General features: G+C 69.0%; 18 protein-coding genes. 9 read left to right on the top strand and 9 right to left on the bottom strand.

Translation table 11 applies throughout. From position 1 onward, the window contains the following. Nucleotide 1 precedes the first annotated feature (1 nt). From cydB to cydC, 3 genes are all read left to right on the top strand, one after another. The gene (cydB, locus tag V8688_RS10290; RefSeq protein ID WP_218718762.1) at nucleotides 2–1,030 is read left to right on the top strand and encodes a cytochrome d ubiquinol oxidase subunit II; all 1,029 of its coding nucleotides are present in this window, start codon (nucleotides 2–4) and stop codon (nucleotides 1,028–1,030) included. Nucleotides 1,031–1,033: 3 nt separating this feature from the next. Beyond that, entirely contained in the window at nucleotides 1,034–3,247 is a 2,214-nt protein-coding gene (gene cydD / locus V8688_RS10285; RefSeq protein WP_342800690.1) for a thiol reductant ABC exporter subunit CydD, read from the top strand. 62 nt (nucleotides 3,248–3,309) lie between these two features. After that, nucleotides 3,310–5,160 (top strand): thiol reductant ABC exporter subunit CydC, encoded by a 1,851-nt coding sequence (gene cydC, locus V8688_RS10280; RefSeq protein WP_342800703.1) that lies wholly within the window; start codon nucleotides 3,310–3,312, stop codon nucleotides 5,158–5,160. A 284-nt stretch (nucleotides 5,161–5,444) separates the two neighbouring features. Here the strand turns inward: cydC and V8688_RS10275 are convergent, their stop codons facing one another. The 6 genes from V8688_RS10275 to V8688_RS10250 form a co-directional block, all read right to left on the bottom strand. Next, nucleotides 5,445–6,137 carry an FABP family protein gene (locus V8688_RS10275; protein WP_218718765.1) on the bottom strand — a complete coding sequence of 231 codons (693 nt, stop codon included), beginning with the start codon at nucleotides 6,135–6,137 and terminating at the stop codon, nucleotides 5,445–5,447. Between the two features lie 257 nt (nucleotides 6,138–6,394). Further along, entirely contained in the window at nucleotides 6,395–6,700 is a 306-nt protein-coding gene (locus V8688_RS10270) for a DUF1416 domain-containing protein (RefSeq protein WP_022565856.1), read from the bottom strand. A gap of 4 nt (nucleotides 6,701–6,704) precedes the next feature. Continuing rightward, nucleotides 6,705–7,538, bottom strand: a complete 834-nt coding sequence (locus V8688_RS10265; protein ID WP_019044855.1) for a sulfurtransferase — start codon at nucleotides 7,536–7,538, stop codon at nucleotides 6,705–6,707. A 31-nt stretch (nucleotides 7,539–7,569) separates the two neighbouring features. Continuing rightward, nucleotides 7,570–8,115 carry a DUF4395 domain-containing protein gene (locus V8688_RS10260; RefSeq protein ID WP_255587837.1) on the bottom strand — a complete coding sequence of 182 codons (546 nt, stop codon included), beginning with the start codon at nucleotides 8,113–8,115 and terminating at the stop codon, nucleotides 7,570–7,572. Between the two features lie 268 nt (nucleotides 8,116–8,383). Next, nucleotides 8,384–8,818 (bottom strand): thioredoxin family protein, encoded by a 435-nt coding sequence (locus tag V8688_RS10255; protein WP_218718766.1) that lies wholly within the window; start codon nucleotides 8,816–8,818, stop codon nucleotides 8,384–8,386. Next, nucleotides 8,815–9,660, bottom strand: coding sequence for an LmeA family phospholipid-binding protein (locus V8688_RS10250; RefSeq protein WP_218718767.1), 846 nt, complete (start codon nucleotides 9,658–9,660; stop codon nucleotides 8,815–8,817). Before V8688_RS10250 ends, V8688_RS10255 begins: the two co-directional genes overlap by 4 nt. Nucleotides 9,661–9,844: 184 nt before the next feature. Here V8688_RS10250 and V8688_RS10245 point away from each other — a divergent pair, with 184 nt between their 5' ends. From V8688_RS10245 to pstB, 6 genes are all read left to right on the top strand, one after another. Further along, nucleotides 9,845–10,606 carry a response regulator transcription factor gene (locus V8688_RS10245; RefSeq protein WP_218718768.1) on the top strand — a complete coding sequence of 254 codons (762 nt, stop codon included), beginning with the start codon at nucleotides 9,845–9,847 and terminating at the stop codon, nucleotides 10,604–10,606. Nucleotides 10,607–10,674: 68 nt separating this feature from the next. After that, nucleotides 10,675–11,583, top strand: a complete 909-nt coding sequence (mshD, locus tag V8688_RS10240) for a mycothiol synthase (RefSeq protein ID WP_342800689.1) — start codon at nucleotides 10,675–10,677, stop codon at nucleotides 11,581–11,583. A 294-nt stretch (nucleotides 11,584–11,877) separates the two neighbouring features. Then, nucleotides 11,878–12,987, top strand: coding sequence for a phosphate ABC transporter substrate-binding protein PstS (gene pstS, locus V8688_RS10235; protein ID WP_342800688.1), 1,110 nt, complete (start codon nucleotides 11,878–11,880; stop codon nucleotides 12,985–12,987). 91 nt (nucleotides 12,988–13,078) lie between these two features. Continuing rightward, nucleotides 13,079–14,050, top strand: a complete 972-nt coding sequence (pstC, locus tag V8688_RS10230; protein WP_255586525.1) for a phosphate ABC transporter permease subunit PstC — start codon at nucleotides 13,079–13,081, stop codon at nucleotides 14,048–14,050. Continuing rightward, a complete protein-coding gene (gene pstA / locus V8688_RS10225) occupies nucleotides 14,050–14,955 on the top strand; it encodes a phosphate ABC transporter permease PstA (protein ID WP_218715898.1) in 906 nt (301 codons plus the stop codon). The genes pstC and pstA overlap by 1 nt, the downstream gene beginning before the upstream one ends. A gap of 19 nt (nucleotides 14,956–14,974) precedes the next feature. Beyond that, nucleotides 14,975–15,751: a phosphate ABC transporter ATP-binding protein PstB gene (pstB, locus tag V8688_RS10220; protein ID WP_218715899.1), complete on the top strand. Its 777-nt coding sequence runs from the start codon at nucleotides 14,975–14,977 to the stop codon at nucleotides 15,749–15,751. Between the two features lie 62 nt (nucleotides 15,752–15,813). On the opposite strand, the gene phoU is transcribed toward pstB, so the two are convergent. From phoU to V8688_RS10205, 3 genes are all read right to left on the bottom strand, one after another. Beyond that, on the bottom strand, nucleotides 15,814–16,476 hold the full coding sequence (gene phoU, locus V8688_RS10215) for a phosphate signaling complex protein PhoU (RefSeq protein WP_218715900.1): 663 nt from the start codon (nucleotides 16,474–16,476) through the stop codon (nucleotides 15,814–15,816). A 221-nt stretch (nucleotides 16,477–16,697) separates the two neighbouring features. Beyond that, nucleotides 16,698–16,925 carry a hypothetical protein gene (locus V8688_RS10210; protein ID WP_316573439.1) on the bottom strand — a complete coding sequence of 76 codons (228 nt, stop codon included), beginning with the start codon at nucleotides 16,923–16,925 and terminating at the stop codon, nucleotides 16,698–16,700. A 252-nt stretch (nucleotides 16,926–17,177) separates the two neighbouring features. Then, on the bottom strand, nucleotides 17,178–18,681 hold a 1,504-nt coding region (locus V8688_RS10205; RefSeq protein WP_342800687.1), incomplete at its 5' end, for an LCP family protein.

The raw sequence follows: 18,681 nt of genomic DNA, 5'->3' as shown, positions 1-18,681 counted from the left end.
GATGGATCTGCAGCAATTCTGGTTCGTCCTGATCGGCGTGCTCTTCACCGGCTACTTCGTGCTGGAGGGCTTCGACTTCGGCGTCGGCATGCTGATGCCGATCATCGGCAAGGGCTCCGATGCCCGCAGGCGCGTGGTGCTCAACACCATCGGTCCCGTGTGGGACGCCAACGAGGTGTGGCTGATCACCGCGGGCGGCGCGATGTTCGCGGCGTTCCCCGAGTGGTACGCGAGCATGTTCTCCGGGTTCTACCTGGCGCTGTTGCTGCTGCTGGTCGCGCTGATCCTGCGGATCTGCGCGATCGAGTACCGCGCCAAGATCAACGATCCGAAGTGGCGGACCTGGTGCGACATCGGCATCGGGATCGGCTCCTGGATCCCGGCGCTGGCCTGGGGCTGGGTGTTCGCGAACCTGGTGCGCGGCGTGCCGCTGAACGACAAGCGCCAGATCGTCGGTTCGGTCTGGGACCTGCTCAGCCCGTACGCCCTGCTCGGCGGCCTGGCGACCGGCATCCTGTTCGCGCTGCACGGCGCGGTGTTCCTGGTCCTCAAGACCGGCGGCGAGGTCCGCGACGACGCGCAGCGCATCGTCCGGCTGCTGCTGGTGCCGACCGCGGTGATCGTCGGCGCGTTCGGGCTGTGGACCCAGCTCGCCTACGGTGCCGGCTGGACCTGGGCGGCGCTGGGCGCGGCCGTGCTCGGCCTGGTGCTCGCCGGCGCGGCGAACGTGGCCGGGCGCGACGGCTGGGCCTTCGTGGGCACCACGCTCACCGTGGCCTCGGCGACCGTGCTCATCGTCGGCTCGATGTACCCGAACGTGCTGCCCTCGACCATCAGCCCGCTGTACGACCTGAACATCTACAACGCCTCCTCCAGCGCCTACACGCTGAAGGTGATGAGCTGGGCCGCCGTGCTGGCCACCCCGGTGGTGCTGGTCTACCAGGGCTGGACGTACTGGGTGTTCCGCAAGCGGCTGACCGTCGAGCAGATTCCGGCGCCGACCGGGCTGCCGCTGAGCAGCAAGGACTGAGCGATGGCACGGGCGGACGCGGCCGGGTCGGCCGCAGCGCGCGAGAGCGCAGGCCGTCGTCCGCCCGTCGACCCTCGGCTGTGGCGCTACGCCCGCTCGGTGCGGCCGCACCTGGTGGTGTCGGTGCTGCTCGCGCTGGTCATCACGGCCACGATCGTGGCGATGGCGGTGCTGCTCGGCCGGGTGCTCGCGGGGGTGATCACCGATCCCGGCAAGCGTGAGTTCGCCGCGTGGACGGGCGAATTGATCGGCCTCGTGGTCGCGATCGCGGTGCGCACGGCGGCGAGCTGGTGGCAGGCGCGGCTGGCGCATCGGGCAGGCGCCACGGTGGTCGCCGAGCTCGAGTCGGCGGTGCTGCGGGCCGGAGCCGAGCTGCCGCCCCGCGAACTCGACGCCCGCCGGACCGAGATCGCGGTGGTCGTCGGGAACGGGCTCAGCGGGTTGCGCGGCTGGTTCACCGGTTATCTGCCCGCCCTGCTGCTGGCCTGCCTGGTGCCGCCGATCGTGGTGGTGGTCATCGCCTTCCACGATCCGACCTCGGCGCTCATCGCCATCATCACGGTGCCGCTGATCCCGCTGTTCATGATTCTCATCGGCCTGCTCACCCAGGGCCGTGCCGAGGCGACCCTCGCCGCGACCACGCGCCTGTCCGACCAGCTCCTCGACCTGTTCGCCGGGATGCCGACACTGCGCGCCCTCGGCCGCGAGGGACCCGACGGGCCGAGCATGGTGCATCAGGTCCGGGCACTGGGGGATTCGCTGCGCCGGCGGACCATGCGGGCGCTGCGGATCGCCTTCCTGTCCTCGATGGTGCTGGAATCGCTGGCGACCCTGAGCGTCGCCCTGATCGCCGTCGCCATCGGTCTGCGGCTGGTCTACGGCGAGATGACGTTGTACGCCGGGCTCGTCGCGCTGATCCTCGCGCCGGAGGTGTACTGGCCGCTGCGGCAGGTGGGGGAGAAGTTCCACGCGGCGCAGGACGGGATGGCGGCGGCGGACAAGGCCTTCGCGGTGCTGGCGAATTCGGCTCCTGGGCAGACGGATTCGATGGGCTCCCGGTCCGGCGGGGCGGTTCCCGGCGCCCGCGCGATCGGTGGGGCCGAAGACGCCGTCGCGGGTGAACCCGGGATAGGCGTCGAGGGCGCCGAAGCGATCGAGCCCGGGGGCGATGCTGGGCGTGCCGACGGCAGGGGTTCGCGAATCGCGGTGCGCGGGTTGACCATCGCCGCGCGATCCGGGAACGCGCCGGATCGCCTGACCGCTGAACTGGCCCCGGGCCTGGTCACGGTGCTCACCGGACCGAACGGGTGCGGCAAATCGACCACGCTGCAAGCGATTCTGGGCCTGATCTCGCCCGAGGCGGGCGCGATCCTCGTCGACGGCGCCGACGTCCGCACCCTCGACCCGGACAGCTGGTGGGCCCGCATCGCCTGGCTGCCCCAGCGTCCGGTGCTGGTCCCGGGCACCCTGCGCGAGAACATCGCACTGCTCGGCGCGCACTCCGCCACCGACCTCGACGAGATCAGCGCCGCGACGGGATTCGACGCGGTGCTCGACGAACTCCCCGACCGCTGGGACACCAGGGTCGGCCAGGGCGGCCTCGGCCTGTCCCTCGGCCAGCGCCAACGCCTCGCCCTCACCCGCGTGCTGGCCGCCCGCCGCCCCATCCTCCTGCTCGACGAACCCACCGCACACCTCGACTCCCACAGCGAACAGCGGGTGCTGGCCACCCTGCGCGCCCTCGCCGCCGCGGGCGCGACCGTCGTCGTCATCGGTCATCGCCCGACCGTGCTGGCCGCCGCCGACGTCGTCGTGGAGGTGGAGGGAAGCAGCGCGCCCGGCGCAGGCGCCTCCGACGACCCCGGTCCGCCGGCTGTGCCCGGCACCAGCACGTCGCCCGATACCTTGCCGGACAACGGCATCGACAGCGAGTGCACCGACCGCGACCACGGCGCCCGGCCGACCGATGTCGGCGCGGAGTCGCGCGGCGAAGTCGCGGATGGTGGACGGGTGGCAGCGGACACAGAGCGTGTGTTGCCGGACAGTCCGGCGGACACCACCGGTGAATGCGGTGAGGCCACCTGGAGCGGTAGCGCCGCAACCTGCGGGTGCGGCGCGGTCGGTGCCGAAGGGGGATCGGGCGGTGAAGCGGGCTCGGAGGGCCGAGGCCGGGGCGGTGCGGTGGTTCGTGGGGTGGCGGGGGTGTCGGTGTCATGAGTGGAATCGGTGCGGTGCGTGGGGGTTCCGGGCGCGGGTCGCTGGTGCGGGATCTGCGGGAGATGTGGCAGTTGCTGGCGCTGTCGCCGTGGCGGGTCGTGGTGGCGATCGCCTGGGGTGTGGCGGCGCTGGGCAGCGGGCTCGCGCTGGCCGCGCTGGCGGCCTGGTTGATCGCGCGGGCCTGGCAGATGCCGCCGGTGCTGTATCTGAGCGTGGCGGTGGTCGCGGTTCGGGCACTGGGGATCTCGCGCGGGCTGTGCCGCTACCTGGAGCGGCTGGCCAGCCATGATGTGGCGCTGCGGGCGATGACCTCGGCGCGGACCACGGTGTATCGCACACTCGCCCACGCGGATCTCTGGTGGTGGGGTGGGGCATCGGCCGATCGTCCGGAGATGACGGGGTCGGGCCGACGGACCGACCTGCGGGCGACAGCGGGCACAGGCCGTGATCAATGGGAGCGCGCAGGCGATCTGACAGAACCCTCGGACCGGAGTGGCGACTTGGGGGAGTCTGCGGGCGGGAGCGGCGATCGGGGTGCGATTTCGGGTGGGGGCGGGGATCTGCGGGAGATGCGACGGGGTGATCTGCTCGTGCGGATCGGTGCCGATATCGATGATCTCGGTGCGGTCGTGGTGCGGGTGCTGGTCCCGGTCGCCGTCGCGGTGGTGTTGTCGATCGCGGCGGTGGTGCTGATCGCGTTCATCTCCGTGCCCGCGGCGGGGATTCTGGCTGTCGCCCTTGCTGTTTCGGGGATGCTCGCACCGTGGCTCGCGGGGGTGGCGGCGCGGGAGGCCGAGCAGGCGGTGCGGGCCGATCGCGCGGCGTTCACGGCGGAGGCGGTCACCGTGCTCGACCACGCCGCCGAACTGCGGGTGGCGGGCAAGCTCGATGCCGCACTCGCGCAGGCGGACACGGCGATCGAGCGCGCGGTGCGGGCGGAGGACACCGCGGCGGCGCACAGCGCGTGGGCGGCCGCGGCCACTCCGCTGTCGATCGGCGTCAGCGCGCTCGGCGCCCTGCTGGTCGGCATCGCGGCCTACGGGCCCACCGGCGGACTCCCCGGCGGCATGACCCCGATGGCCCTCACCATCCTGGTCCTCGTCCCTCTCTCGGCCTTCGAAGCCGTCGGCGCCCTCCCCACCGCCGCGACCACCCTGACCACCTCCCGCGCCGCCCTCCGCCGCCTCCGTGCCGCCGAGAGGGCCACGATCACCGACGCACCGCTCTCACCCGCCCGCACCGCGACGACGTCCCACGCGGCCGAGGCGACCGGCACGGCCGGGCACAGCGCCGTGGCCCGCACCGAAGCGGACTCGCAGCGAGGAGCCGTCGAGGAATTGTCCTCGTCGTGGATTCCGCTGCCGGAGGGCCGTCGGATCGTCGTCGTCGGGCCGAGCGGGGCGGGCAAGACGACCTTGCTCATGGCGTGGGCCGGCCTGTTCGACACCCCGCGCGAGGGCGTCACCTTCTTCGCCGAGGACGCCCACCTGTTCGGCACCTCGATCCTGGAGAACCTGCGTGTCGCCAAGGGTGATCTGACGGAGACCGACGCCGAGGCCGCGTTGCGCGCCGTCGGACTCGGTCCCTGGCTGGCATCGCTGCCAGAGGGGGTACACACCGGGCTCACGGCCGGGGCGGCCACGGTCTCGGGCGGCCAGCGCCGCCACCTGCTGCTCGCCCGCGCGCTGGTCGCCCCGGCACGCACCCTGCTGCTCGACGAGCCCACCGAACACCTGGCCGCCGCCGAGGGGGAACAGCTGCTGCTGGACCTGCTCGACGCGGACAGCGGACTGGTCGCCCCGGATCGGACGGTCGTCGTCGTCACCCACCAGCTCCCGGCTTACCACCGGGCCGACACGGTCGTCACCGTCGACGCGACCGGCGCCTGCCACGTCGTCCACCCCGCGCGCTGACCGGCATCCGCCCAGCTCAGAGCCGCGAGAAAATCAATTGCCGACCTCGCGCCGCACCGATAGATTCATCGGTACACAAGAGAGGAGGTGGTCTGAAGAATGTATGTTCATCGGATGCGTGAGGTGGCTGCCCGCTAGCAGCTCCACTGCGGGAGATTCCCCAGCGGTGCGCTGAGCGAATCCCAGGCAGTCACCCGGCCCCCGAGCCCCCGGCCTATCCAACCGGGACCGCCGTGTTCTCGAACGCGGCGGAATGGCTCGGGGGTCGCTCCATTTGAGATCTGTCAGCCGATGTAGCGCTGCAAGCGGGCCGAGAGCCGGGGCTCGAGGGCGCCGTCGGCGTCGACTCGTTCCTCCACATAGGCCAGGTCGCCGCCGTCGACGATGCCGTAGAGGCGCTTGGCGCCGCCGACGACCGCGCCGGACTGGCTGCGGATCACCACATCGGTGGCCAGCTCCCAGGAGGACTGGGTGCGGGCGGTGCCGTAGAACAGCTCGACGATGCCGTTGCTGTGGGTGAGCAGGAGTTCGAGCATCTCGTCGTCACCTTCGGTGCCGACGCGCCAGAAGCCGCTCTCACGCAGATCGGGGCGTTCGAAGTTGCCCTCGCCGTCGAGCTTCCAGGTCTGCGACTCCCAGACCAGGTAGTCGCCGCCGTCGTGCGAGACGACGATCTGCTGGCCGAAGCGGTAGTCGCCGTCGGCGGAGTGGTTGCCCTCGCCCTCGCCGCGCCACACGCCGACCAGCGGCAGCAACGCCAGCATGGCGTGGTTCAGATCGGGACCCTCGCGCAGATTCGCGGTGTCCTCGGGCAGGGGAAGACCCGGCAGGACCGAAATGTTCCGGACGCCGGTCTCTTTCGCCCGTTCGGCGGCGACGTTGACTGCCTCGTCACCGCTGCGACGCTCGGCCGGAGCGCCTTGCTCTGTGCTCGCTCGCTCGGCCGGATCGGAACCTTCGCTCGCGAGCCCGCTCATGACGCTGCTCCCATGGAGTCCTGAGCGGCGGCCTGCGTGGTTACGCTGCGCTGCCGCCTCCGGCCGCTGACGCTCATGACTCGGTGAAGAGCCGGTAGAAGACGTACAGGCCGAACCAGCCGATGAGGATCGACACGGCGATGAGGAGAATCTCGAAGAAGAGGACCACGAATCGGAGTCTAGCGAGTCCGGTGAGCGGACACGAAAACGGCCCTGGTAGTTCCCGCACAGGAACTACCAGGGCCGTTGTGAGGTTCTTACTTCGCGACCTCGACGTCCACCGAGTGGATGCCCGCGCCCTCGGGGCGGACCTCGGCCGAGCCGTTGCCCGACGAGGACAGCGCGCGCAGGGTCCACGAACCCGGCGCGGCGAAGAAGCGGAAGTCACCGGTGCCGGAGGCCACCACCTCGGCGGTGAAGTCACCGTTGCCGTCGAGCAGACGCACGAACGCGCCGCCCACCGGCTGACCGTCGGCGCTCAGGACACGGCCGGTGATGACCGTCTCCTTCTCCACGTCGACGCCGGCCGGGATGGCCTGACCCTGGGTAGGTGCTGCACACATAGATTTACGCTCCCAACTCGATAGGTGCACCGACGAGCGAACCGTATTCGGTCCAGCTGCCGTCGTAGTTCTTGACGTTCTGGTGGCCGAGCAGCTCCTGCAGCACGAACCAGGTGTGCGAGGAGCGCTCACCGATGCGGCAGTAGGCGATGGTCTCCTTCTCGCCGTCCAGGCCCGCGTCCTTGTACAGCTCGGCGAGCTCGGCGTCGGAACGGAAGGTGCCGTCCTCGTTGGCCGCCTTGCTCCACGGCACGTTGATCGCGCCGGGGATGTGGCCGGGACGCTGGCTCTGCTCCTGCGGCAGGTGCGCGGGAGCCAGGATCTTGCCGGAGAACTCGTCGGGCGAACGCACGTCGACCAGGTTCTTGGTGCCGATGGCGGCGATGACCTCGTCGCGGAACGCGCGGATCGAGGTGTCGGGGGCGGCGGCCTTGTACTGGGTGGCCGGGCGCGAGACCGCGTCACGCGAGAGCGGGCGACCGTCGAGCTCCCACTTCTTGCGGCCGCCGTCGAGCAGCTTGACGTCGTTGTGGCCGTACAGCTTGAAGTACCAGTAGGCGTACGCCGCGAACCAGTTGTTGTTGCCGCCGTACAGGACGACGGTGTCGTCGTTGGCGATGCCGCGCGCGGAGAGCAGGTCGGAGAACTGCTCCTGGTTCACGAAGTCGCGACGAACCTGATCCTGCAGGTCGGTCTTCCAGTCCAGCCGGACGGCGCCCTCGATGTGGCCACCCTCGTAGGCGGAGGTGTCCTCGTCGACCTCGACGAAGACGACGCCGGGGGCGTTGAGGTTCTCTTCGGCCCAGTCAACGGAGACCAGGACATCGGAGCGAGCCATGTTGTTCCTTTCAGAGATGACTTGCAGGGGTTCAGTTCGATGCCGGGCCGGCGGAACTGGCGTCAGGCCCGGAGGAGGCAGCCTGCGTAACCACGGAGGGCCAGCCAGTTTCGCCGGACGATGCAGTGGACCGGCGGAAGCGGGCCACCAGCGGGTAGATCTGGCAGCCCAGGCAAACCCCGAACGCCGCGTTCAGGAACGCCGCGAACAGAGCGAAGCCGGCGAATACCGCGCCGACGATCGGGGAGCCGAGCACGAAGCCCAGCAGGGAGAGACCGGCGAACGCGAAGCCGAGCAGCTGCGCGAAACGCAGCGGCGGCACGGGCTCGGTCTCGGTGGTCGGACCGTTGCGCGGCGCGATCAGCGCGGCGTAGATCCGGCCGTAGGGGTGCTTGGCGGGGCCGCCGGAGGCGCCGATCGCGAACACCACGGCCTGCAGGCCGATCAGGATCGCGGCGGCGGTGGTCGAGAAGGCGGCGGTGACGAGCACCAGCACCAGCACGCCGGTGGTGATCCAGGCCACGAAGCGCGGCCCGCGAACATCGACGCGAGGTGGGGATTCAAGGGAAGTGGTCATCGTGCGAACTCCTGCGCTGAGTTGAGTCAGTGGGAACTGCAGTTCGCCGGGGGATCGTGTCGATCACTCGCGCGGCGGACAGAGGTCGGCGTCAGGAATCTCGGGAGAGAAGCCGACCGTTCAGCGGCACAGGCAGCAACAACCACCGAGCCGACACAGATCAACTGTGCGGCGTCGGGTGAGCATCAGCTCGTGGTCGGATTGCACGGGGAGTAGTTTACCCGGTCTCGTCGGGAAATGTCCCGGCCCCCCGGAACAGGGGGCCAGATCACACTGTCAGCGGTTCCAGCGCGGTGCGCAGATCGCCCGCCTTCGGCACGCCTGAGATGCGAAAACGCTCCTTGCCCTCGGCGTCGAAGACGAAGGTCGTCGGCAGCGACAGGACGTTGAGTTCCCTTGCCAGCGCGGGGTCGGCGTCGATGTCGATCTCGATGTCGCGCGGGGCGTTCGGAGAATCGGACAGGTCGGCGGTCACGCCGGCGACCACGCGGCGAACCGCATCGCAGGGGCCACACCAGTCGGCCGAGAAGTGCAGCACCGCGGGGGTCGCCCCGGTGACGCCCGCCGCGTCCAGCAGGCGAGCGCGCTGGGCGGTCTCCGGGTCGAGGGTGGCCGGGCGGACCCGGCCCTGGTTGCGCCGCAGCAGCAGGCCGACCGCGACAGCGGCCAGCACGACGGCGGCGAGGATGGCTAGTTCGATCATGGTTGTAGCAATCGGTCCAGGTCGATGGTCAGGGAGCGGCCGACACCGTAGACGATGATCTGACCACCCTTGGCCTCCACTTCGGTGGGGGCGATGCCGAACGGCAATTCCTTGGTATCGATGGTACGGCTGAAGCGCTCGAGCACCGCGGGCTTGTCGACGTCGAGGATGTCGGTCTTGGTGGTCGAGACCGGCGTATCCGCGGTGGCGGAGCGGTCCTTGTAGAAGCGGGTGGCCTGGATGCGGATCTTGTCCCCGTCCAGCATCAGATCGGCTTCGACCTGTACTTCGACCCGAGTCGTGTTGTTGCCCGGGGTGACGCCCGGCGCGAGCACGCGGCCGTTGGCCGCCACCGGAAGTGTGCCCTTGAGCACATGGGCGCCCGCGGTGGTCAGGCCGGAACCGCCCGAACCGCCGGTACCGTCGGCCTTGTCGGCGGGCGGGCCGAGGACCTGCAGATCGGGGATGCCGAACAGGCGGCCGAGCTCGGTCGGCTCGATCGCCATCTGGGCCTCGACCCGGTCGACCTGTACCGCGCGCGCCGTGCCGTCGAGCAGCTCGCTCGCCGAGGCGTGCAGTCCGTAGAGATTGGCCTCCAGAGCGATCTCGCCCGGAATATCGGGGCGCATGCTGCGGGCGCGGACGAGGACGTCGTCGTAGCGCCCCGACACCGCCTGGGCGATGAAGGGGAATCCCTTGATGGTCACTTCGGGGTCGGCCGACAGATCGGCTCCGGCCCGCAGTTGCCGCGACACGTGGTACTCGGTGTAGGCGGCGGCGCCGAAATCGATCACCACCGCCACCCCGGCCAGGCACAGCAGCCCGATGATCAGCTTGCGCATGCGAGCCAGCCTATCCGGCGCTACGGTTCGGGCGAAGCGCGCGCCGACGCGTTACCTCGCGGCCACCATGTTGCGAGGTCATGGCCGCGCACGCGCTAATGTTGCAGACGACTTACCTGTGTTTCGGCGACGTAGCTACGCGGCTGCTGTCGTCCGCGGAGCCACGAGATAGGAGGAGAGCCCGGTGGAGCTGCTCCTACTGACCTCCGACCCCAACCCCGATGCGGTGTTGCCGTCGTTGTCGCTGCTGGCGCACAACGTGCGGCCCGCGCCGACCGAGGTGTCGTCCCTGCTGGAGGCGGGCAGCGCGGATGTCGCGCTGGTCGACGCCAGAACCGACCTCGCCGCGGCCCGTGGACTGTGCAGGCTGCTCGGCAGCACCGGATCCTCGGTGCCGGTCGTCGCGGTGCTGACCGAGGGCGGTCTGGTGGCCGTCAACGCGGACTGGGGCCTGGACGACATCCTGCTGCCCGGCACCGGTCCCGCCGAGCTGGACGCGCGGCTGCGGCTGCTGGTCGGCCGCAACGGTGGGGTGGCCAGCCCCGAGAACACGGGCAAGATCACCCTGGGTGAGCTGGTGATCGACGAGGGCACCTACACCGCGCGGCTGCGTGGTCGCCCGCTCGACCTCACCTACAAGGAATTCGAACTGCTCAAGTACCTCGCCCAGCACGCGGGCCGGGTCTTCACCCGGGCCCAGCTGCTGCAGGAGGTGTGGGGCTACGACTTCTTCGGCGGCACCCGCACCGTCGACGTGCACGTGCGGCGCCTGCGCGCCAAGTTGGGCAGCGAGTACGAATCGCTGATCGGCACCGTGCGCAATGTCGGCTACAAGGCGGTGCGCCCGGCCAGGACCCCCGCGGCCAAGGGCGAGGTGGTGAGTTTCCCGGACGAGGACATCGACGGCGACGACTCACTGGCCCCGCTCAACGGCACCGCGCAGTAGTCGCGCCGAGCAGCGCCAGGACGGCGCGGCGCGGCATCGGCCCGTCGCGCACAGCGAGGAGGACGTCGATGCCGCACACAGCAACCCTGACCTGGACCGAACGGGTCGAGCCGGGGAGCGCGCCGCTGGTGCGCGATCTGCTGGCCAGGGCGAAGGCCGCCGATGGCGTCGCACCGGTGTCGGAACAGGCGGTGCTTTCTCTCGCCGAGGCCGATCCGGCGACCAGGCATCTGCTGGCCGAACGCGCGGGCGAGATCGTCGGCTACGCCAATCTCGTTGCGGCACATGACGAACACCCCGCGATGGCCGAGGTCGCGGTCGACCCGGTCGCTCGCGGCGCCGGCGTCGGCACCGAACTCGTGCGTGCCGCGCTGGCCGAGGGAGGCCCCGGCGCGCGGGTATGGGCGCACGGCGACCTGCCCGCCGCCAAGGCGCTCGCCGCCGGTCTCGGACTGGCCACCGCCCGGGAGCTGTGGCAGATGCGTCGCTCGCTGGCAACGCCGGAGCTACCGGAACTGGTGGTGCCGGACGGGCTGGTCCTGCGCACCTACACCGGCCCCGCCGACGACGCCGAACTGCTGCGCGTCAACAACGCCGCCTTCGCCTGGCACCCCGAACAGGGCGGCTGGACCGAGCGCGACATCGCCGCCCGCCGCGCCGAATCCTGGTTCGACCCGGCCGGGCTGTTCCTGGCCTTCGACGCCGCCGACCCGGACCGCCTGCTCGGCTTCCACTGGACCAAGGTGCATCCCGACGCCGCCCCGGCGGGCGAGGTCTATGTCGTCGGCATCGATCCGGCCGCACAGGGGCGTGGCCTGGGCCGACTGCTGACTCTGGCCGGGCTGCGGCACCTGCGCGCGGAAGGGCTGGCCGAGGTGCTGCTCTACACCGAGGCCGACAACACCGCCGCCGTGCACACCTACACCCGCCTCGGGTTCGCGCCGGCGCATATCGACGTCGCCTACTCGGTCGTCTGACCGACTGCGAGGCACCTCACAGTCGCGGTGAATTCTTCGGCGCCGCTGAATAGTGCGCGGCTGACCGGGTACGCGCGAGTAAAACTGGGGCAAACGTCACATTCCTCGCCCTAATCGCGCCGGGCTGTTCATTTTGCGTTAACCCACGTCGGGCCAACTGTCAACCGGGCGACCTTAGGTTACTTCTGGGCGGCACAGTCGTCGCCTGGTGCGCGCGTTTCCCGCGATCCGCACCGCCCAACTCGCCCGGGCCGGTGAGGGACCGAGCGAGTCGTCAGCAATGTCGGAGGAAAAGTGAACTTCAAGCGCACCAGTGCCCTGGTCGGCGTCTTCGCCGTGGGCGCCATGACCCTGGCCGCCTGTGGCAGCGATGAGAACACCAACGGTGCCGGTACCGATGCCAACACCAGCGTTGCCTGCGGTGGCAAGAAGGCGCTCAAGGCGTCGGGCGCTTCCTCGCAGAAGAACGCCATGGAGCGTTTCGTCGCGGCCTACGAGGCCAACTGCGACGGCTACACCCTGAACTACACCTCCAGCGGCTCCGGCGCGGGCGTGAACGAGTTCCTCGGCAGCCAGACCGATTTCGGTGGCTCCGACTCGCCGCTGAGCTCGAAGAAGGAAGAGCCGGCCAAGGCGCAGGAGCGGTGCGGCGCCCCGGCGTGGAACCTGCCGACCGTCTTCGGCCCGATCGCCATCACCTACAACATCGACGGCGTGACCGACCTGGTCCTCGACGGCCCGACCGCCGCCAAGGTGTTCAACGGCTCCGTCGCCACCTGGGATGCCCCCGAGATCAAGGCGCTCAACCCCAACGCCAAGCTGCCCTCGGAGAAGATCGCCGTGATCTTCCGCTCCGACGAGTCGGGCACCACCGACAACTTCCAGCTCTACCTCGACGCGGCCTCCGACGGCGCGTGGGGCAAGGGTGGCGGCAAGACCTTCAACGGCGGTGTCGGCGAAGGCGCCAAGGGCAACGAGGGCACCTCGGCCGCGATCAAGAACACCAAGAACTCGATCACCTACAACGAGTGGTCCTTCGCCAAGGCGCAGAGCCTGTCGATCGCGCAGATCATCACCTCGGCCTCCAAGGACCCGGTCAAGCTGTCGGCCGAGTCGGCCGGTAAGTCGATCGACGGCGTGAAGATCAAGGGCGAGGGCAACGACCTGGTGCTCGACACCAGCTCGTTCTACAAGCCGACCGCCGCGGGCTCCTACCCGATCATGATGGCGACCTACGAGATCGTGTGCTCGAAGTACGCCGACGCCGACACCAGCAAGGCCGTCAAGGCGTTCCTGACCTCGGTCGTCACCAACGGTCAGGCCGGTCTGGCCGACGCGGGCTACGTGCCGCTGCCGGACGCCTTCAAGACCAAGCTGACCACCGCGATCAACGCCATCTCCTGATCGCTTCCTGGCCATGACCATGCACCCTGAGGTGACCGCCGTGGGCTCGTCGAATTCGACGGGCCCACGGGCGGCCGGAGATACTGCGAATATGCCGACCGAACCGAAAATCGACAAGGCCCCTGAGTCGGGTCGCGTAGGCCGTCTGAACGCCGAGACGATCTTCCGGTGGCTGGCCACCGCAGCTGGTGCGACCATCGTCGCGGCCATCGCGCTGATCGCCCTGTTCCTGCTGATCCGCGCGGTGCCCTCGGTCAGGGCCGACGAAGTCAACTTCTTCACCAGCACCGAGTTCGCCACCAACGATGCCAACCACCTGCGCTTCGGCATCCGCGATCTGTTCATGGTGACGGTGCTGAGCTCGGTCTTCGCGCTCATCGTCGCGGTGCCGATCGGCGTCGGTATCGCGCTGTTCCTGACGCACTACGCGCCGTCGCGACTCGGCAGGCCGTTCACGATGCTGATCGACCTGCTCGCCGCGGTGCCGTCCATCGTGTTCGGTCTCTGGGGCTTCCTGGTGCTGGCGCCGCAGATCGCGCCGGTCCAGCAGTTCCTCAACGACAAGCTGGGCTGGTTCTTCCTGTTCTCCGACGGCAACGTCTCGATCGGCGGCGGTGGCACCATCTTCACCGCCGGTGTCGTGCTCGCGGTGATGATCCTGCCGATCATCACCTCCGTCGCCCGCGAGGTGTTCGCGCTGACCCCGCGCGCTCACATCGAGGCCGCGCAGGCGCTCGGCGCCACCAAGTGGGAAGTCGTGCGGATGACCGTGCTGCCCTACGGCCGCAGCGGCGTGATCGCCGGTTCCATGCTCGGCCTCGGCCGCGCGCTCGGCGAGACCATCGCGGTCCTGGTCGTGCTGCGCACCGCGAGCCAGGCCGGTGAGTGGTCGCTGTTCGACGGCGGCTACACCTTCGCCTCCAAGATCGCCTCCGCGGCCTCGGAGTTCAGCTCGCCGCTGCCGACCGGCGCCTACATCGCCGCCGGCTTCGTCCTCTTCGCGCTGACCTTCGTCGTCAACGCGCTGGCCCGCCTCGCTTCCGGCGGAAAGGTGAACGGCTGATGACCAGCACAACGACCCTCGACAAGCCGGTCAAAGCGCCCACGTTCCGCCACGTCAGCACCGGCAGGCGGATCAAGAACAACATCGCGACCGGCCTGGTCACGCTGTGCTTCGTGATCGCGCTGATCCCGCTGGTGTGGGTGCTCGGCCTGGTGGTCACCAAGGGCATCACCGCGATCCTGTCCGCCGATTGGTGGATGAACTCGCAGAAGGGCATCCTGCCGGATCAGACCGGCGGCGGTGTCTACCACGCGATCTACGGCACCATCGTGCAGTCCGCGGTGGCCTCGATCATCGCGGTGCCGCTGGGCATCATGGCCGCGGTCTACCTGGTCGAATACGGTCGCGGCCGACTCGCCAAGGTCACCACCTTCATGGTCGACATTCTCGCCGGTGTGCCCTCGATCGTCGCCGCGCTGTTCATCTTCGCGCTCTGGATCGCCACCTTCGGCATGCCGCAGAGCTCCTTCGCCGTCTCGCTGGCGCTGGTGCTGCTGATGCTGCCGGTCGTCGTGCGCAGCACCGAGGAAATGCTCAAGCTGGTGCCCGACGAGCTGCGTGAGGCGTCCTACGCGCTCGGTGTGCCGAAGTGGAAGACCATCCTGCGGATCGTCATCCCCACCGCGGCGCCCGGCATGATCTCCGGCATCCTGCTGGCCCTGGCTCGCGTCATGGGTGAGACCGCGCCGGTGCTCGTGCTGGTCGGCTACAGCAAGTCGATCAACCAGAACATCTTCGACGGCAACATGGCCTCGTTGCCGCTGCTGATCTACCAAGAGCTGGCCAACCCGGAGGCCGCCGGTCGCGAACGTGTCTGGGGTGCGGCGCTCACGCTCATCCTGATGATCGCGGCGCTGTACCTGGCCGCCGCAGGCGTCAACAAGCTGCTCACCCGGAACCGATAGAAGCGAACGGATAACTCAGATGGCCAAGCGGATCGACGTCAAAGATCTCAACATCTACTACGGCGCCTTCCACGCTGTGTCGAGCGTGGAGCTGACCGTGCTGCCCCGCAGCGTAACCGCCTTCATCGGTCCCTCCGGTTGTGGCAAGTCGACCGTGCTGCGTTCGCTGAACCGGATGCACGAGGTGACCCCGAACGCCCGCGTCGAGGGCGCGGTGCTGCTCGACGGCGAGGACATCTACGGCGCCAACATCGACCCGGTCGGCGTGCGCCGCACCATCGGCATGGTGTTCCAGCGCCCGAACCCGTTCCCCACCATGTCCATTCGCGACAACGTGGTGGCGGGTCTGAAGCTGCAGGGCGTGCGCAACAAGAAGGAACTCGACGAGGTCGCCGAGCGCTCGCTGCGCGGCGCCAACCTCTGGAACGAGGTCAAGGACCGGCTCGACAAGCCGGGCGGCGGCCTCTCCGGTGGTCAGCAGCAGCGTCTGTGCATCGCCCGCGCGATCGCGGTCTCGCCCGACGTGCTGCTGATGGACGAGCCCTGTTCGGCACTGGACCCGATCTCCACCCTGGCGATCGAGGACCTGATCACCGAGCTGAAGAAGGAATTCACCATCGTCATCGTCACCCACAACATGCAGCAGGCCGCGCGGGTGAGTGACCAGACCGGCTTCTTCAACCTCGAGGCCCAGGGCAAGCCCGGCAAGCTGATCGAGATCGACGACACCGAGAAGATCTTCTCCAACCCCACCCAGCGCGCCACGGAGGACTACATCTCCGGCCGCTTCGGCTAGACACCACCACGAGAAAGCCCCCGCCTCCGATCGGAGTGCGGGGGCTTTCTCGTTGCCGTGTCCTAGCTTTCGAGATCCTCGTCGCCGGGCAGGACGCCGGTCACCAGGAAGATGACGCGGCGGCCGATCTCGACGGCGTGGTCGGCGAAGCGCTCGTAGTAGCGGCCGAGCAGGGTGACGTCGACGGCCGAGGCGACGCCGTACTTCCACTCCCGGTCCATCAGCAGGGTGAACAGGTGGCGGTGGAGATCGTCCATCGCCTCGTCATCCTGGTTGAGCTGGGCGGCGCGCTCGGGATCGCGGGTCTCGAGCACCTCCTTGGCGCCCGCGCCCATGTTGACCGCGATCCGGCCCATCTCGGCGAAGTAGCCGTTGACCGACTCGGGCAGGGCGTGGTTGGGATGGCGACGCCGGGTCACCTTGGCCACGTGCAGTGCCAGCGCGCCCATCCGGTTGACGTCGGCGACGATCTGGATGGCGCTCACCACCTGGCGCAGGTCGCCCGCGACGGGGGCCTGCAGCGCGAGCAGGGCGAAGGCCTTCTCCTCGGCCTCGGTGATCATCACCGAGATCCGGTCCTGCTCACCGATGACCTGCTCGGCCAGGGCGAGGTCGGCCTGCAGCAGCGACTGGGTGGCCTGTTCCATCGCCTGGCCAGCGAGACCGGCCATCTCGCCCAGAAGATTGGCGAGATCGGCCATTTGCTCGTTGTAGATGACACGCATGATTGCAGACCCTAGTGGGTACCCTCGGCGCTGTCACCCAACGGCGGGTTAATGCCGTGTGGCAGTGTCGTGCCAGCTCAGCGGGGTTTGCTACGTAAAGGTCTCGTCGGCAGCGGATCGGCCCCCATGCGGCGCTGCGGTTCTCTTTCGGACCGCGGGTAGGTCACCCGGCCGGCCGACAGCCTCCGCTGAGGCCGCCCGGGAACCCGTCGCCGTCCGAACTAGCGGGTGATGATCCAGTATCCACTCGGCGTTTGCGCGCAGTAGTACGTGAACGGCGGGGCGTCGTAGGTGCCGTTTTGGGTCTTGGCCCGGATCGCGGCCCAGCATTCGTCCGAGGACGCGTAGAGTCCGTCCATTTCGACTGCGGCCGCGACTCCTGGGAACAGGGTCGTGATCCCCACAGCGGCTGCCCCGATAACGAGGGCGGCCGAAATCGTCTTCTTCATAGTTTTCTCCCCACAGTCGACAGCACGGCCCGATTGAGTCGGAGACTCAATTCCCTTCCGCGCCAATGGTGTTCGGTTGATCTACACACTTGGACGCGAGGGAAAGCCACCCGGTTCCTTGGTGTGACATACACCACAAAATGTCACGACGAAGTGGGCAGCGCTCGATGGGGGAATGGATCTTGCCCGCAGCGACCTGATCAGACGCCCGGCACCCGACGCTGGGGTGGTGGCGGATGACTGCGTGGCGGGTCAGTCGCAGCTGGTGTCGGCCGCGTTCATGTGCTCGAGGTCGGACGGGAGGGCCACCGGTGCGGCCGCGATCGCTTTGCCGGTCTCCACGTTGGGGATTTCGGTACCGACCGCGGTGGGGGTACGGACCTGTCCGGCGAAGCTCGAGCCCAGGATGACCTCGACGATCCCGTCCAGGGTGTCGTCGCGTTCGATGACCGCGCCGGGGATCGAACTGGCCACAGTCGCGGCCGCCGCCTCGTTGCCCATCGAGTAGTGCACCACCGTCGACTCGCTGCCGTCGGGGTAGTTCCCGACGCTGTAGATCCCGAAACCCATCGTGCTGAGCTTGTTGGCGGCCTGCTGTGCGACGCCGGTGCGGCCGGTTCCGTTGGATACCCGAACCGACACCGACCCCGGGCTGACGGCCTGCACCTTGGGCGCCTGCGTCGGCGGCGGTTCGGCCGAGCTCGTGACCGGCGGGGCGGTCTCTTCCCCGGGCAGCGGCTGGTCGTCGATGATCGCGCGGAAGATCGCCTTGATATCGGACTCGCGCGGAATCTCGTTGCCGTACGAGGTGGTCCCTGCGGTCGGCGCGGTAATGAACGTCACCGCACCGGCATTGACCTTCTGCAGCGATCGGCCGAGCAGCATCAGGTCCTGGGTGCCGACGCCGTCGACGAACGTGTGCTGCCGGAACGCTTCGACGAAGCCTTGCAGCTTGCCCGGGTCGAGCAGCACCTTGCTCGACAACGCCCCGCGGAGCAGGGCGGCCAGGAACTGCTGTTGCCGGTGGATCCGGTCGTAGTCGCTGCGCTCCTCGCCGACGACATGGCGTGCGCGCACGTAGTTGAGTGCGGTCTCACCGTTGACGCGCTGCTTGCCCGAAGTCTCGAGGACCGTGCCGAGTACGCCGTCGATGATCGGCTTGGTGGAGCAGACCTCGACGCCGTCGACCTGGTCGACCATCGCCTGGAATCCGGCGAAGTCGATGCCGATGAAGTGGCCGATACTCAGACCCGACATCTTGCGCACCACGTCGACCAGGCAGCGGGGGCCGCCGAGCGCGTAGACGGCATTGAGCTTGTCGCCCATCGCCAAGGGGAACTTCTGATCGGTGTAGGCGGCCTTCTCGTTGTCCCAGCCCGCGCACTGCGGCCGGGTGACGTCGAGGTCACGGGGGAAGGAGACAACGACGACACGCGAACGGTTCTTCGGGATGTGCACCAGCATGACCGTGTCGGCGCGCGCGCCCTCGGCGTCGTCGGTGGTGCCCGCGCCCAGGTCGGCGTTGACGCCCGCCCTGGTGTCGGTGCCGACGATCAGATAGTTCTCGTCACCGAGCTGCATGTCGCCGTCGAGCACGTCCTCGGTGGCGCCGTCGAGTGCCGAGACCTGGGTGAAGCTGTTGTTGGTGGCACGCAGGTAGCTCCAGCCGCCACCGGTGACGACCAGTGCCAGCACCGCGAAGAAGGTGCACGCGACCCGGCCCGCCATCCGCGCCTGCTTGCCGCGGCGGCCGTCG

The organism is Nocardia sp. No.11, from assembly GCF_038752175.1.
Lineage (GTDB): Bacteria > Actinomycetota > Actinomycetes > Mycobacteriales > Mycobacteriaceae > Nocardia > Nocardia canadensis.
The sequence above is the reverse complement of the archived record's forward strand: the minus strand, read 5'-3'. Positions and strand labels throughout refer to the sequence as shown.